14 protein-coding genes are annotated in these 14995 nt (G+C 67.7%); 9 read left to right on the plus strand and 5 right to left on the minus strand.

Annotated elements, in window-relative coordinates:
• Positions 1-63: 63 nt before the first annotated feature.
• Positions 64-1998, minus strand: coding sequence for an FAD/NAD(P)-binding protein (locus ACZ5ZX_RS00680; RefSeq protein WP_465499996.1), 1935 nt, complete (start codon positions 1996-1998; stop codon positions 64-66).
• A 122-nt stretch (positions 1999-2120) separates the two neighbouring features.
• Here ACZ5ZX_RS00680 and ACZ5ZX_RS00685 point away from each other — a divergent pair, with 122 nt between their 5' ends.
• From ACZ5ZX_RS00685 to ACZ5ZX_RS00700, 4 genes are all read left to right on the plus strand, one after another.
• Complete coding sequence (locus ACZ5ZX_RS00685; RefSeq protein ID WP_465499997.1) at positions 2121-3251, plus strand: LLM class flavin-dependent oxidoreductase; 1131 nt, start codon at positions 2121-2123, stop codon at positions 3249-3251.
• The gene (locus ACZ5ZX_RS00690) at positions 3244-3705 is read left to right on the plus strand and encodes a GNAT family N-acetyltransferase (RefSeq protein WP_465499998.1); all 462 of its coding nucleotides are present in this window, start codon (positions 3244-3246) and stop codon (positions 3703-3705) included. Before ACZ5ZX_RS00685 ends, ACZ5ZX_RS00690 begins: the two co-directional genes overlap by 8 nt.
• Before the next feature lie 145 nt (positions 3706-3850).
• Positions 3851-5104 (plus strand): MFS transporter, encoded by a 1254-nt coding sequence (locus ACZ5ZX_RS00695; RefSeq protein ID WP_465499999.1) that lies wholly within the window; start codon positions 3851-3853, stop codon positions 5102-5104.
• Between the two features lie 203 nt (positions 5105-5307).
• On the plus strand, positions 5308-6621 hold the full coding sequence (locus tag ACZ5ZX_RS00700; protein ID WP_465500000.1) for a GGDEF domain-containing protein: 1314 nt from the start codon (positions 5308-5310) through the stop codon (positions 6619-6621).
• On the opposite strand, the gene ACZ5ZX_RS00705 is transcribed toward ACZ5ZX_RS00700, so the two are convergent.
• Positions 6618-7262: a TetR/AcrR family transcriptional regulator gene (locus tag ACZ5ZX_RS00705; RefSeq protein ID WP_465500001.1), complete on the minus strand. Its 645-nt coding sequence runs from the start codon at positions 7260-7262 to the stop codon at positions 6618-6620. The two genes, ACZ5ZX_RS00700 and ACZ5ZX_RS00705, sit on opposite strands and share 4 nt — an antisense overlap.
• A gap of 71 nt (positions 7263-7333) precedes the next feature.
• Here ACZ5ZX_RS00705 and ACZ5ZX_RS00710 point away from each other — a divergent pair, with 71 nt between their 5' ends.
• Entirely contained in the window at positions 7334-8560 is a 1227-nt protein-coding gene (locus ACZ5ZX_RS00710) for a lipase family protein (protein ID WP_465500002.1), read from the plus strand.
• 68 nt (positions 8561-8628) lie between these two features.
• Here the strand turns inward: ACZ5ZX_RS00710 and ACZ5ZX_RS00715 are convergent, their stop codons facing one another.
• Positions 8629-9036, minus strand: coding sequence for a DUF3151 domain-containing protein (locus tag ACZ5ZX_RS00715; protein ID WP_465500003.1), 408 nt, complete (start codon positions 9034-9036; stop codon positions 8629-8631).
• Between the two features lie 232 nt (positions 9037-9268).
• Here ACZ5ZX_RS00715 and ACZ5ZX_RS00720 point away from each other — a divergent pair, with 232 nt between their 5' ends.
• Positions 9269-10486, plus strand: coding sequence for a hypothetical protein (locus ACZ5ZX_RS00720; RefSeq protein WP_465500004.1), 1218 nt, complete (start codon positions 9269-9271; stop codon positions 10484-10486).
• A gap of 94 nt (positions 10487-10580) precedes the next feature.
• On the opposite strand, the gene fbaA is transcribed toward ACZ5ZX_RS00720, so the two are convergent.
• Both fbaA and ACZ5ZX_RS00730 read right to left on the minus strand, forming a co-directional pair.
• Positions 10581-11612, minus strand: coding sequence for a class II fructose-bisphosphate aldolase (gene fbaA, locus ACZ5ZX_RS00725; protein WP_037306056.1), 1032 nt, complete (start codon positions 11610-11612; stop codon positions 10581-10583).
• An 83-nt stretch (positions 11613-11695) separates the two neighbouring features.
• Complete coding sequence (locus tag ACZ5ZX_RS00730) at positions 11696-12517, minus strand: LLM class F420-dependent oxidoreductase (RefSeq protein WP_465500005.1); 822 nt, start codon at positions 12515-12517, stop codon at positions 11696-11698.
• Positions 12518-12567: 50 nt separating this feature from the next.
• Between ACZ5ZX_RS00730 and ACZ5ZX_RS00735 the strand changes: the two genes are divergently transcribed.
• From ACZ5ZX_RS00735 to ACZ5ZX_RS00745, 3 genes are all read left to right on the plus strand, one after another.
• A complete protein-coding gene (locus ACZ5ZX_RS00735; protein WP_465500006.1) occupies positions 12568-13479 on the plus strand; it encodes an aldo/keto reductase in 912 nt (303 codons plus the stop codon).
• Positions 13480-13560: 81 nt separating this feature from the next.
• Positions 13561-14460: an SDR family oxidoreductase gene (locus ACZ5ZX_RS00740; protein WP_465500007.1), complete on the plus strand. Its 900-nt coding sequence runs from the start codon at positions 13561-13563 to the stop codon at positions 14458-14460.
• A 6-nt stretch (positions 14461-14466) separates the two neighbouring features.
• Positions 14467-14940: a pyridoxamine 5'-phosphate oxidase family protein gene (locus ACZ5ZX_RS00745; RefSeq protein WP_465500008.1), complete on the plus strand. Its 474-nt coding sequence runs from the start codon at positions 14467-14469 to the stop codon at positions 14938-14940.
• Positions 14941-14995 lie beyond the last annotated feature (55 nt).

The raw sequence follows: 14995 nt of genomic DNA on the forward strand, positions 1-14995 counted from the left end.
GGTGTCGGCCCCGGGGGTCTGTGGCGGCCCACTGTTCCGGTTGGGGTGGTGGGGGTGTTTTGTTCATTTGGGTTTAAAACCCATATTCCCCACCCACGACCGGCCACTCGCGGCGAGGCGCAGGATCTCCCGGGCGACGGAGTCGTTCTGCCGGAACGGAAGCGCGTTGGTCCGGGGACGCGTGAACGCCCCGGCGGACCGCGCCGACGTATGCGGGCCGAGCGCGAATCGGCGTGGCTGCGGGCGGCCGTCGCGGTCCAGCATCCGGCCGTCGGAGACCCGGGTGTGGATCCGGCCGGCGAGCAGCCTGTCGCCGGTGACCGTGTCGAGCACGGCCTCCTCCGCGAGCCCGCCGTCGTCACGCAACTGTCGCAAGAGGACATCGGACGCACGCGTGATGCTCGGTTCCGGCAGCCGCGCCTCAACGAACGTGCGTGCCTCGGTCTCGCCGGGAAAGCTCGCTCCGGAGGCGACGAACATCCGGCGCTCCTCATCGGCCACCACCCGCATTTCCGCGCCCAGGAAGGAAACCAGTCCCGCTTCCTGGAGCGCGAGCAGCTCTTCGAGCCGTCGCGGCGGCGGACCGCTGGCGAAATACGAGAAGAAGCCGAGGAACCAGCCGTCCAAATCGGACAGTTGCGACGCCGCGTCCAGCCGTCCGGTCTGCAGCAGCGCGGGCAGCTGGCCCATCACCGACAACAACGCCATGAAGGCACCCAGATCCGCACTGTACTCGGCGTCCGCCCGCCGGCTCAGATCCGCTTCGACGTATTCGCGCAGTTCCTTGCCGTATTCCTCCGCAGTGCCGAACCGGACGCCCGCCATCGGCCGGTCGAGCCGGTCCAGATCGAGCCGATCGTCCGGCGCCGGGACCGCGCGTGCCACCAGCGCGGCGAGTTCACCGGGTGCCGCGTCCGCGAAGGCGTCGGCGAAGACGGCAAAGTCCATGCGCACCCGTTCGGGATGGGCGGTGAACAGTACGCTGTAGTAGGCCCAGGCGATCTCCTTCGAGATCAAGGGCCAGACATCGCGGCGGAAATCGAGCGGGCCGGGGACGGCGCAGAGCTTTTCGATGGCGTACGCGTCGAAGAATCTGGGCAGCTGCAACGGTTTCCCGCGCAGCCGATAGCCGATCTTCGCGTGATACGGCACTCCGCGGCGCGATCCGACGTGCAGTACGGGCTCGGCACCGCTGGGGTGGTATTTCAGCCCGCCGCACGCCTGTTCTTCGAACCGGCCGCCACGGCCTTCGGTCAGCAGCAGCATCAGATCGACGAACGCCAGACCGAAACCACGTACCAGCACGGTTTCCCCCGGCTCGATGGCCGAATAGTCGACGTCGGCGGTGTAGCCGGCCGGGTAGTACGCGAGGCCGTGGCGTGCGGCGAAGTCCACGAGTTCGGTTTCGCGTTCGTCCGGTTCGGCGTCCAGATGCCCGACGGTGAACAGGACCGCGTCCACTTCGAGCGGTTCCGCACGGTCCTCCAGCCACAGCGACTGCGGCTCGCCGTCTTCGAGCCGCACCGCGCGGGTCCGGTGCTGGACGACCTCGATCCCCGCCGGGAGCCCCGCGAGGACCTCGCGGTGGAACCACGAGAGATAGGCGCTCTGCAGCCGTCGCGTCGGGAAGTGATCACTTTGCAGTGCCTCGAGTTCGGCGCGCAGACTGTCGTCGATCCCGACGTCGAGCGCGCCCGCGCGGACCAGCCGCGCCCACTCGATCAGCGAAGGGCCTGGCCGGATCGGACCGTCGATCTTCACCGTGTCGTCGGTGAAGACCGTGACGTCCTCAGGCATGGAGTTCATCCGCAGCAACGGCGACTGCTCGTACCGCCAGACCCGTCCGGCGCCGGGCGGGAACGGATCGACGAGATGCACCACCAGGCGCCGCTCACCGAGCAGCTCGGCGGCGTTCGCGCCGAGCCGTTCGAGTACGCCCACCCCGCGCGGACCGGCGCCGACCACCGCGAGCACGTAGGGGAGGTCTGCGGTACTCACGAGGCCGAAGCTACGCCGGGAATCCGGTGCGTGCGCGCCTTCTCAAGGAGCGGAACTCGTTGCCACAGCTGGGAGAACGGGCGTACTCGTCGATCGGGGGAAGCCAACGAAAGGGACGGACGATGCCGGTCGAATTCCTGGGTATCGGAGGAACCAACGACGGTTCGGAGACGCATCCGCGCTCAGGCGCCGTCTTCGACAAGGACTACACCCTGCGCCTCGCGCGGGCGCACGAGGACTTCGGCTGGGATCGCGTGCTGTTCGCGTACGGCTCCAGCGGGCCGGACCCGGCGCAGGCGGCGGCCTATGTCGCGACGAAGCTCGACAAACTCCAGATCCTGTTGGCGCACCGGCCGAACGTTTCGTATCCGACGTTCGCGGCGAAGACGTTCGCCACGCTGGACCAGCTCTCGGACGGCAGGCTCACCGTCCACTTCATCACCGGCGGCAGCGACCACGAACAACAGCGCGAAGGCGATTACCTCTCGAAGGACGAGCGTTATTCGCGCACGCGTGAGTACATCCAGATCGTGAAGCAGGCGTGGACGTCCGAAGAGCCCTTCGACCACGAAGGCGAGCACTACCGTTTCGCCGACTTCGTCCTCGATGCCCGTCCTGTGCAGCAGCCGCGTCCAGGCGTGTCCTTCGGCGGCTCGTCTCCGGCGGCGTACGCGGCGGGCGGGGCCGAAGCGGACATCTTCTGCCTTTGGGGCGAGCCGCTCGCGCAGACCGCCGAGCAGATCGAGTCCGTCAAGGCCGCGGCGAAGGCGGCCGGGCGGACCGACGTCCCGCGGATCCAGGTCGCCTTCCGCCCGATCATCGCGCCGACCGAGGAACTCGCCTGGGAGAAGGCCTACCGCACGGTCGACGCCATCAAGGCCCGGACCAGTGGCGGCAAGCAGCTGACCAGGCGGCATTCGCTCACGAATCCGGAGAACACCGGATCGCGGCGGCTGCTCGCGGTCGCCGCCGAGGGCGAACGCTTCGACCGGGCGCTGTGGACTCCCACCGCGGCCGCGACCGGCGGCGCCGGCAACTCCACCGCGCTGGTCGGCACGCCCGAGACCGTCGCGCAGGCCCTGCTCGACTACTACGACCTCGGCGTCGACATCCTCTCGGCGCGCGGCTACGACATGCTCGGCGACACGATCGACTTCGGCCGCCACGTCATCCCGATCGTGCGCGAAGAGGTCGCCAAACGCGACGCCGCGAAGGCGGCCTTCGCGCGGGAAGTGCTCGCGGTCGATGGCTGAGTTCGAAATCAAGCCGTTCGCGGTCGGAGATCCCGAGGTCGAACCGCTACTCGCCGAGCTCGCGGAGGAGTACTTCGCCCGCTATGGCGACACCACGGAGATCAACCGCTACCCGGCCGAGTCGTTCACTCCACCGGATGGCGCCGTGCTCATCCTTTTGGCGGATGGCGTCAGCGTCGCCGGAGGCGCTTTCAAGCGTTACGACCATCACACTGCGGAGTTGAAACGCGTTTGGACCCACTCCGCGCACCGGCGGCGCGGGTTCGCGCGGCTCGTCGTCGCGGAGCTGGAATCCGAAGCCAAACGACGCGGCTACACCCGGATTTTCCTGACGACAGGCCCCAAACAGCCCGAAGCCGCTGGTCTGTACCGCAGTACCGGCTACCGGGACGTCGCCACGGACGCGGTCGATCCCGGCGGGGTCGGGCTGCTCGCCTTCGAAAAAGATCTCTAACCCCAGAAACCCGGCGAAAGAACCTAGCCAATCACCAACAGTCAGGAGACACTTACGTGAACGAATGACGCTTCGTGACGAGCTCGTGACCGCGTTACTCTCGGTCACGAGTTTGTCGCATCATAAGGACCCTATTGGGGGCAACATGGCTTCGGCCGGACGGGTCACTTACCGCGAGGTGTTCGGGGTAGCCGAGTTCCGTTCGCTCTGGTTCGCCGAACTTTTCTCGATCTTCGGTGATCAACTCGCCAGAGTCGCGCTCTCGGTCCTCGTCTTCACCGAAACCCGCTCGGCGACCTTGACCGGCCTCACCTACGCGCTGACGTACGCGCCTTCGCTGCTCGGCGGCATCTTCCTCACCGGCTTCGCGGACCGCTTCGCCCGCCGGTCGGTGATGGTGGTCGTGGACCTGACGCGGGCGGCACTGATCGCACTGGTCGCCGTTCCGGTGCTGCCGTTCTGGGTGCTGTGCGTGCTCGTCGGCGCCGTCTCGCTGCTGAACCCACCGTTCAAGGCCGCCCAGCTGGCGCTGCTGCCGCAGATCCTCAAGGGCGACCGGTTCGTCGTCGGCATGGCGGTCCGCAGCATGACCGTCCAATCGGCGCAGCTGGCCGGGTTCGCCGGCGGCGGTTTCCTGCTGACCGCGCTCGAACCCCATATCGCCCTCGCGCTGGACGCGGTCACGTTCCTGATCTCGGCGCTGTTCGTCCGGCTCGGGCTGGCCGCCCGGCCCGCCGCGGCGACGGGCGAGAAGCGCAAATCGTTCTTCGCGTCGATCGGCTCGGGCGGGAAGATCATCTTCGCCAGCTCGGGGCTGCGCGCGCTGCTGCTGTTCACCTGGTTGATGGGCCTGCTGCCGGTGTACGAGGGCATCGCCGCGCCCTACGCCGAGGCCTCGGGCGGCGGTCCACAGGTCATCGGCCTGCTGCTGGCGGCCGATCCGCTCGGGAGTGTGATCGGCGCGTACATCTACTCGCGCTGGGTGCCGGCACACATCCGGCCGAAACTGATCGGACCGCTTTCGGCGCTCACGGCGATCCCACTGCTGCTGTGCTTCCTTCAGCCGGGCCCGGTGACGTCGATCGTGTTGTTCGTGATCTGCGGCGGCTTCGGCACTGTCGCGCTCATGCAGGCGACGGCGTCACTGACGCTGGCGGTGCCGGACGAAAGCAGGGCTCAGGTGATGGGCCTTTCGAACACCGGTCTCACCACGACCATGGGCGTCAGCCCGCTGATCGGCGGCGTCCTCGCCGATCAGATCGGCCCGCCGTCGACGGTCGGCGTCTTCGGTCTTGCGGGATTGGTGCTGACGATTCCGCTCGCGCTGAGCTGGTGGCGGAACCTCACCAAGGACCCGGACAGATGGCAGGAAAAAGACGCCGCACGCGCGGAACATTGAGGTGTTCCACGCGCCGGCTCACTCGCGCGGCCCGCTGGCCTGCGCCCCAGTTCACTGATCCCTACCGGCCATCGCTGGCACCTTTCCCTCGACCCTCTCAGAGAAAAGTACACACCTAGGGAGCTTGTCGACAGCCCGCAAGTCGGTGGAAGCTGTCGGTAAGTAGGGGGTTTCGGAGAATCACGCAAGAGTCAGGGGGAAAGATGATCACATCGGAGGAACGCGCTGGACATCGTTCGGCTCTCACGGTAGCGACGTGGGAGCTGTGGAAAAGGCCTGAACACTGGATCGCCTACACCGGGCTTTCCGTGGTGGCGATGCTGGCGCTGACGGGGGTCTTCGCCGCATCCATCTCCATCGCGTCTTCGCAGGTCCTGGTGTGTTTTCTGCTCGCGGGCCTCGCCATCGCGCACACCGAGGCGACCCGCCGGATCGAGCGGCAGCGGCGCAGTATGAGCGTCACCCCGCATATCAACATGACCTCGGTCTGGGTGCTGCCCGGCGCCATTCTGCTTCCGCCGCAGCTCACCGCGCTTCTCGTGGCCGTGATCTATCTGCACCTCGGATACCGCAGCTGGGCGGGTCTCCGGACGGTCAACCCGCACCGAACTGTGGCGAACGCCACATCGATGACGCTGACCGCGTTCGCCGCCTGGGCCGCCGTGCAGGTGGTCGGGGCCGCCCCGGAATCGGTGACGTCGATCTGCGCCGCCGGACTGGCGTTCTTCCTGATGAACGCCGTCTTCACCGGGACCGGCCTCTATTTCGCGGCGCCGACGAAGGCTTCGGTTCAGACTCTCCTCGGCTCTTGGGACGACAACATCCTGGAAGCCTCCACCGTCTGCATCGGCGCGCTGGTGCTCGCCGTGCTGCCGCATCAGCCGGTGCTCGTCCTGCTCGTCTTCCTGCCGCTGTACCTGTTGCAGCGTTCGGTGCTGATCAAGCAGCTCGAACAACTCGCCACCACCGACCAGAAGACCCAGCTGCTCAACGCCACCACCTGGCAGCAGGGCGCCGTCCGTGAGGTCGCCCGCGCCGAGCGCGAGAACGGCCAGTTCGGCGCGCTGATGATCGACCTCGACCACTTCAAGAGCATCAACGACACCTACGGCCACCTGGCGGGCGACGACGTGCTCAAGGGGGTCGCGGCGCTGGTCAAGGCCGAGACCCGGACGCAGGACCTCGCCGGCCGGTTCGGCGGGGAGGAGTTCGTCGTGCTCCTGACATCGTCGTCGAAGCAGGAATCCGTCGCGGTCGCCGAGCGCATCCGCCAGCGGATCAGCGAGATGGTCATCAAGACCCAGGACAACGAAGGCAACCAGGTGGTCATCGAGCAGCGGACCGCTTCGGTGGGCGTCGCGACCTTCCCGCTCGACGGCAGGACGATCGAAGAGGTCATGGCTTCGGCGGACGCTTCCGTCTACGCGGCGAAACGCAACGGGCGCAACCGCGTCGTGTCCTCACCGGACCTGACGGCGACCGTCGAAGAGCCCGCGCTGGAGGCTGTCGCGGCCTAACGCAACCGTTCCATCACGTAGGCGGCCGTGGTCCGGAGGCGGACCACGCCTCCGACGGTGAATTCGGTGAGCAGGTCGATGAGCGCCTCCGCGTCGGGCGGCTCACCGTCCCAGCTCGCCTGGACGAGCGCTTCGGTCATCGCGAAGAACAGGGTGACCAGCGCTTTGTCCGCGCGGCCCGACTCGACGCCGTGACTCGCCCAGCGCTGCCTGCTCGCCTCGGTGTAGACACCGGCGAGCCGCTCCCGCAGCCGCGTGAGGGCCGGATCGCCCATGCGTTCCGCCTCGCGCAGGACCGGGAACGCCTCGGGGTTCGCCGCGACGAAGGCGAACATGTTGGCGTAGTTGGCGCGCGCCCACGACCGGAGTTCGGACTGTGAGGAGTCGAGGGCCGGCGCGCCGATCGCCTCGAAGGCGCGTTCCTCGATATCCGCGACGACCTGGGCGAACAGCGTGGCGCGATCGCCGAACTGCTCATAGACGGCCTGCCGGGACACACCGGCCCGGCGGGCGATCTGCTCGATCGTCGCGGCCTGCGCGCCGTGCGTGGCGAAGACCCCGGCCGCCGAGCTCAATACCCGTGCGCGCTGCTCGCCGATCGGGAGCTTGCGGGGCCGTCCTCTCGGCACGGGGCTTGACATCGTGCGCCACCTCACTGACTCTCTTTTTCGACACCTCTGTCGAAAATGTTTGTGCTCAACGAGGAGCAAGCATGCGTCCAGGATCCCGGCGCGGTGTGTCCGCCGCCGTCTCAGCGGCCACCGTCGCGGCACTGCTGACCTTCGGGGCACCGCAGGCCGTCGCCGCCCCGTCCTTCTACGATCCCCCGTCGCCGCTGCCGGCGGGTGCTCCCGGCGACATCATCCGGCACGAACCGTCCACTTTCTACGTCGATCCCGTGAAACTCATCAAGGCCGACGCGGACGTCCAGCGGATCATGTACCGCAGCACCGACACCCACGGCAGGCCCAACGCCGTGACCGGCACCGTCCTCACCCCGAAGAAGGCGTGGACCGGACCCGGCGAGCGGCCTGTCGTCGGCTACGCGGCCGGAACGCAGGGCGTCGGCGACCAGTGCGCGCCGTCGAAGGCCCTTGCCGCGGGCATGGAGTACGAAGGGCCCTTCATCGCCGGGCTGCTGCTTCGCGGCTACGGCATCGTCGTCACCGACTACGAAGGCCTCGGCACTCCCGGCGTCCACACCTACGTCAACCGCGTCGCCGAGGGCAACGCCGTCCTCGACTCGATCCGCGCGGCACAGCGGTTGCCCGAAGCGAACCTTCCCGACAACGGCCCCGTCGCGACCGCGGGGTACTCGCAGGGCGGCGGAGCGTCGGCGTCGGCCGCCGAACTGCAGCCGTCGTACGCCCCCGAACTCAAGCTGAAGGGCTCGTACGCGGGCGCGGTCCCGGCGGATCTGGCCGAAGTCGGCAAGAACATCGACGGGCACTACGCGTTCGGTTTCCTCGGCTTCACGCTGGTCAGCATGGACGCGGCGTATCCGGAGCTGAACATCCCGGCCCTGCTGAACGCGAAGGGTGTCGAGGCGTTCGAGAAGGTCAAACAGGAGTGCACCGGCGACGCGATCTTCGCGCACGCGTTCACCCAGTCGAAGGACCTGACCAAGGACGGCAGGCCGCTGACCGCGTACCTCGGCGAAGAGCCGTACAAGACGCGGGTCGGCGAGCAGCTGATCGGGGCACGGAAACCCGGTGCGCCGACACTGGTCGTCCACAGTGCACTGGACGACATCGTGCCCTACCCGCAGGGGCGGACCATGGCGCGCTCGTGGTGCGCGAAGGGCGCGAAGGTGCAGTTCTCGACTTCGCTGGTTCCGACGCATGTCGGTGGAGCGATCCGGGCTTTCCCGGAGGCTTTCGCTTGGCTTGAAGGGCGCTTCGCGGGGCTGCCCGCTCCGGGGAACTGCGGGCTGTTCTAGGGGTCACCAAGTGCTATGAAAGGTCCTTTCCTTGCAAAATTTGCAAGGAAAGGACCTTTCATAGCGCGCTACTTGAGGCCGGTGGCTTCCACGGCGGCCGGGTCCGAGTCGCTGAGGAAGGTCCTGCAGCGGTCGTACTCCTCGGTCTCGCCGATCTTGCCGGCGGCCTTGCCGAGGACGGCGAGGGAACGCAGGAAGCCCTGGTTCGGGCGGTGCGCCCACGGCACCGGACCGTGTCCCTTCCAGCCAGCGCGGCGAAGCTGGTCGAGGCCGCGGTGGTAACCGGTGCGGGCGTACGCGTAAGCGGCGACGGTCTCACCGGCCTCGAGCGCCTTCTCGGCGAGCGAGGCCCACGCCTCGCTGTAGTCGGGGTGCTCGGCGGCGACGGCGGCCGGATCGCTCCCGGCGTCCAGCGCCGCTTGCGCGGCGGTGTGCTCGGGAAGGTGCGTCGGCTGGGGGCCGAGGAGGTTCGTCATACCGGCCATTGTGCCGACAGCCTCCGCCTAGAAGAACAGGCTCCCGAGAATGCCCCCACCGGCCAGCACCAGAGCGGCGACGAGTACCGCCGCGACAAGTCGTTTCGGCATCATGGCGGCACACCTTGCCCTGCTTCGCACGCTGATCGCAAATCCGCCACCCCTACGGGTGAACCCCGATTTTCGACCCCGAATGCCCGTCCCGTGATCTGGAGCAGGGAAGATGTCCCGTATGACAAAGGCGACAGAAGTGACCGGGGACCTTTCGCCGGGTGTCATCCCCCGCAGCCCGATCGCGAAGACCAGGCTGTTCTTCAAACTCCACTGGCACCGCGGCGCGCCGGGACAGGCGACGCCGGACTGGGTGCTGAACTTCTGCTACAGCATGTGGCTCGTCGCGTTCGCCTTCAAGCTGGTGGGCTCGTCGTGGGACATGTCGTGGCATTTCATGTGGCTCCGGGACGACCTCGCCCCGCCGCACCTGATCAACACCGTCGGCACGGTGATCATCATGGTGCTCGTCGCGATCCACAGCTACACCGGGCTGGGCGCCGACCGGCGTTCGCTGCGGCTGATGCAGATCGGGCTCGTGGTCTTCCTCATCGCCGCGCCGCTGGACGTCATCAACCACCGCGTCAACGGCCTCGACCTGACCGCGTGGAGCCCGTCGCACATGATGCTCTACATCGGCACGGGCATCATGCAGGCGGGCGTGATCATGGGCTGGCTGAAGTACGCCAAGCCCGGCCGGAGGCGCACCGGGGTCCTGCTCGGACTGTGGGCGTTCTTCCTGGAGAACACGTTCTTCCCGAACGGCCAGCAGGAGTACGGCATCCTCGGCCTGCGCGCCTGGGAGCGCGGCGCGCCCGAAGCCGAGCCCGAACTGCTGAACTTCGCCGCGAACCAGATCGGCCACGCGGTCGACCGGGTGGCCGTCGAGCACTTCACGATGCCGATCGCCGACTGGGTCTACCCGCTGTGGGGTATCGGCGTGATGGCGCTGATCTTCGCGCTGGCGCGGTACACGACCGGTTTCCGCTGGGCGGGCACGACGGTCGCCGCCATCTACCTCGGCTACCGGCTGGTGATGTGGCCGCTGCTGCTCGGCATGGGCTTCCCGGTCTCGGTCGTGCCGTTCTACCTGCTCGCCGTCGGACTCGCGGTGGACCTGGCGTTCCGCATCGGCCGTGATCATCCGCTACTGACGGCGGGGGTCGGCGCGCTGCTGGTGACGGCCTTCGGCTACGGGATGCTGTGGGTGCAGTCACAGTTCCGGCCGTGGCTGCTCGGCGACGCGCACACGGAATCGGCACCGCCGGTCGCCTACTGGACGGCCGCAGTCTGCCTGGCCGGCGTCGGCGCGCTGTGGGCCGCCGCCGGGCCGGGGACGCGGGCGGTGAGCTCGCTGCTGGCGAAGCGCCGCGAGAAGGCGACGCTCCCGGCCTCCTGAGCCTCTGAATACGTGAAGGCCCCCTTCACCGCGTCTAGCGCGGTGAAGGGGGCCTTCACGTACTTCCGCATTTAGAGGACTAAATGCGTTCTGGTCAGGAGAGCTTGTTGCCCGCCGAACCCAGCGACTGCGCGGCCTCGACGACGCGCGCGGCCATGCCGGCCTCGGCGGCCTTGAGGTAGCTACGCGGGTCGTAGACCTTCTTGTTGCCGACCTCGCCGTCGATCTTCAGCACGCCGTCGTAGTTCTTGAAGAAGTGGTCCACGACGGGGCGGGTGAAGGCGTACTGCGTGTCGGTGTCGACGTTCATCTTCACGACGCCGTAGGACACCGCCTCGCGGATCTCCTCCGGCAGCGAACCCGAACCGCCGTGGAAGACCAGCTCGAACGGCTTCGACCCGGCCGGGAGACCGAGCTTCTTCGACGCCGCCTCCTGGCCGCCCTTGAGCACGTCCGGGCGCAGCTTCACGTTGCCGGGCTTGTAGACGCCGTGCACGTTGCCGAAGGTCGCGGCCAGCAGGTAGCGGCCGTTCTCGCCGGAGCCGAGCGCGTCGATCGTCTTCAGGAAGTCGCCCTCGGCGGTGTACAGCTTCTCGTTGATCTCGGCCTCGACGCCGTCTTCCTCGCCACCGACGACGCCGATCTCGACCTCGAGGATGATGTTCGCGGCCGCGGCCTTGGCGAGCAGTTCCTGCGCGATCTCGAGGTTCTCGTCGAGGTCGATCGCGGAGCCGTCCCACATGTGGCTCTGGAACAGCGGGTGCTGACCGTTCTTGACCCGCTCGGCCGAGATCTCGATCAGCGGGCGGACGAAGCCGTCGAGCTTGTCCTTCGGGCAGTGGTCGGTGTGCAGCGCGACGTTCACGTCGTACTTGGCGGCGACGACCTGGGCGAACTCGGCGAGCGCGACCGAACCGGTCACCATGTCCTTGACCTTCTGGCCGGAAGCGAACTCCGCGCCGCCGGTGGAGAACTGGATGATCCCGTCGCTCTCCGCCTCGGCGAACCCGCGGATCGCGGCGTTCAGGGTCTCCGACGAGGTCACGTTGATGGCCGGGTAGGCGAATTCGTTCGCCTTCGCCCGGTCGAGCATCTCCGCGTAGACCTCGGGGGTGGCGATGGGCATCGTTTACTCCTCCTCGAAGCAGGCTGGTGCACCTCTCGGCCGAATCGTACGAGGTCGGCCGGGAGGTGCCTACAGCCGTCGTATCAGAGAAGGACCTCGGCGAGCGCCCGGTAGGCCGGCAGCGGGTCGGAGTCCAGTACCTGGATGGTGACGTGGTCCGCCCCGGCCTCGACGTGGGCGCTGAGCCCGCGCCCGATCGTCTCCGCGTCGCCGTGCAGTGCCAGCGCGTCGACCAGCCTGTCGCTGCCCTCACCCGCCAGGTCCTCGTCGGTGAAGCCGAGTTTGCGCAAGGCGTTCGTGTAGTTGACCAGGCCCAGGTAGAACTTGACGGTCTGACGGCCGACGGCGCGGGCGCGCTCCGGATCGGTGTCGAAGACGACCTTGTGCTCCGGCGCCAGCAGCGGGCCCTGGCCGAGGACCTCGCGCGCCTGGCGGGTGTGCTCGGGCGTCATCAGGTACGGGTGGGCACCGGCGGTGCGGTCGCCCGCCAGTTTGAGCACCTTCGGGCCGAGCGCGGCGAGCGCGCGGGCTTCGACCGGCACCCCGGCGGCGTCCAACGCGTCCAGGTACTCGACGAGCGCCCCGTACGGTTTGACGAACTTCTGATCCTGCTCGGGATGGCCTGCGCCGACGCCGAGGAGGAAGCGGTCCGGATGCTTCGCGGCGACACGGTGGTACGACTCGGCGACGGTGGCCGCGTCGACTTGCCAGATGTTGATGATGCCGGTGGCGACGGTGATCGAAGTGGTCGCGTCGAGCAGCGCCTCGACGGCGTTGAGGTCGCCCGGAGGCGAACCGCCGAGCCAGATCGCGCCGTAGCCGAGCTTCTCCAGCTCGACCGCGATCTCCGGAGAGATCTTGCTCTCGAGCTGCCAGACACCGAACCTGCCGAGTTCAATTCCCATGACCCGAGCCAACGCCTGCCTCCGCCGATGTCTTCCCCTAAGTTCGAAGTATGGCGAAACTCGGCAGCACCGACCTCGATGTCCAAGGGATCAACCTCGGCGGGAACGTCTTCGGCTGGACCGCGGACGAGCAGCGGTCCTTCTCCGTCCTCGACGCCTACACGGCGGCGGGCGGCAACTTCATCGACACCGCTGACCTCTATTCGGGCGGCGGCTCCGAGACGATCATCGGCGACTGGCTGGCCAAGCGCGGCCGCCGCGACGACGTCGTCATCGCGACCAAGACCGGCATGTGGGAAGAACGGAAGGGGCTGTCGGCGGCGAACATCGCGGCGGCGGCCGAGGACTCGCTGCGACGGCTCCAGACCGATCACATCGACCTCTACTACGCGCACATCGACGATCCGGAGACCCCGATCGAAGAGACGCTGCGAGCCTTCGACGAGCTCGTGCGCGCCGGCAAGGTGCGCTACATCGCGGCGTCGAACTACTCCGCGGAACGACTGAGCGAAGCACTGTCCATTTCGGACCGTGAAGGGCTGGCGAAGTTCGTCGCGCTACAACCGCACTACAACCTCGTGGAGCGGGACTACGAACGCGACCTGGCGCCGACGGTCGAGCGCGAAGGTCTGGCCGTCCTGCCGTATTTCGCACTGGCCAAGGGTTTCCTCGCCGGGAAGTACCGTTCCAAGGAGGACATCGGCGACAGCCCCCGTGCCGCCCGCGCTTCGTCCTATTTGGACGAACGCGGCGAGCGGGTCCTGTCGGCGCTCGACGAGATCGCGGCCTCGCGCGACGTCTCCGTCGCGGCGGTTTCGCTCGCGTGGCTGTTCGCTCAGCCGACCGTCACCGCGCCCATCGCGAGCGCCCGCTCGGTCGAACAGCTGACCGAGCTTCTGCCCGCCGTCGACCTCGATCTCACCGCCGACGAGGTCGACGCCCTCACCACCGCCTCGCACTGACGCGTACTTACTTGCGGGTAGCTTACTCCGGGTAGGTTGAGGTACCGTCCGAATGCCGTAAGGCTCGGACGAGGAGGCAACGTGGCCAAGAACAGCGTGAACGGCAAGGTCGTCCTGATCACCGGCGCCGCACGGGGGATCGGCGCGGGGCTCGCCGAACGACTGGCCGCGCAGGGCGCGAAGGTCGCTTTGGTCGGCATCGAAGCCGAGGAACAGAAGACGGTCGCCGAGAAGATCGGCCCCAGCGCCCACGCCTGGGAAGCCGACGTCACCAGCTGGGACGACCTCGAACGCGCCACCGCCGGCGTCGTCGAGCACTTCGGCGGCATCGACATCGTCATCGCGAACGCCGGTATCGCGACCTCCGGTTTCGTCCGGTCGGTGGACCCTGCCGCCTTCGAGAAGGTCATCGAGGTCGACCTGCTGGGCGTGTGGCGCACCTTCCGCGTCACCCTTCCGCATGTCATCGATCGCAAGGGCTACCTGCTCGCGATCTCCTCGCTGGCCGCGATCACCCACGCGCCCGGCATGTCCAACTACGCCGCCGCGAAGGCGGGCGTCGAAGCGTTCTGCAACAGCTTCCGCGCCGAAGTCGCCCACCTCGGCGTGAAGGTCGGCGTCGCGCACCCGACCTGGATCCGCACCGACCTCGTCGAGAGCGCCGACAAGCACCCGGTCTTCGGCAAGCTCCGCACCGGCATGCCCGGCCTGCTCGGCAAGACCTACCCGCTGTCCGTCGCGCTCGACCACCTGCAGGCCGGGATCAACAAACGCGCCCGCACCGTCCATGTGCCCCGCTGGGTCGGCGGGCTCAAGCTGATCCGCGCGTTCCTGCCGCCGATCATCGAGATCGGCGCGAAGAGCCGGATCAAGAAGGCCGACGCGGCCGCACTCGTGGACATCGAGCGGCGCGGCGCGTACGAATCTTCGATAACCGGCCAGGCAGGCCGGGCCGCCACAGCGCCGAAACCGAAGGGCTGACCACGGATGTCCCGTCGCGACCAGATCCGCATGACCCCCGACGAACTCACCGCCTTCCTCGACGAGCAGAAGGTCATCAACGTCGCGACCATGGGCCCGAACGGGCGCCCGCATCTCGCGCCGCTTTGGTACTACCCGCACGAAGAGGGCATCGCGACGTGGACCTACGGCTCGTCTCAGAAGGCGAAGAACCTGGAGCGCGATCCGCACGCCACCGTGCTCATCGAGGACGGCGACAGCTACGACAAGCTCCGCGGGATCTCCCTCGAGGCCGACGTCGAGATCATCACCGATACGCCCCTGGTCACCCAGATGGGTATTCAGCTCATGCAGCGCTACGCGGGAGCGAAGCCGGGCGACCCGGTGCCTGACGAGCTCGCCGGCTTCATCGGCAAGCAGGCCCCGAAGCGAATCGGGCTGATTTTCCGGCCGACCAAGATCGTGAGCTGGGATCACACGAAGCTCGGCGGGACGTACTGACAGGTAGGTAGTACTAGCAAGTAACTGTTACTTCCGGTAACGTCATCTGGGCACG

This window comes from Amycolatopsis sp. NPDC033938 (genome assembly GCF_055575975.1).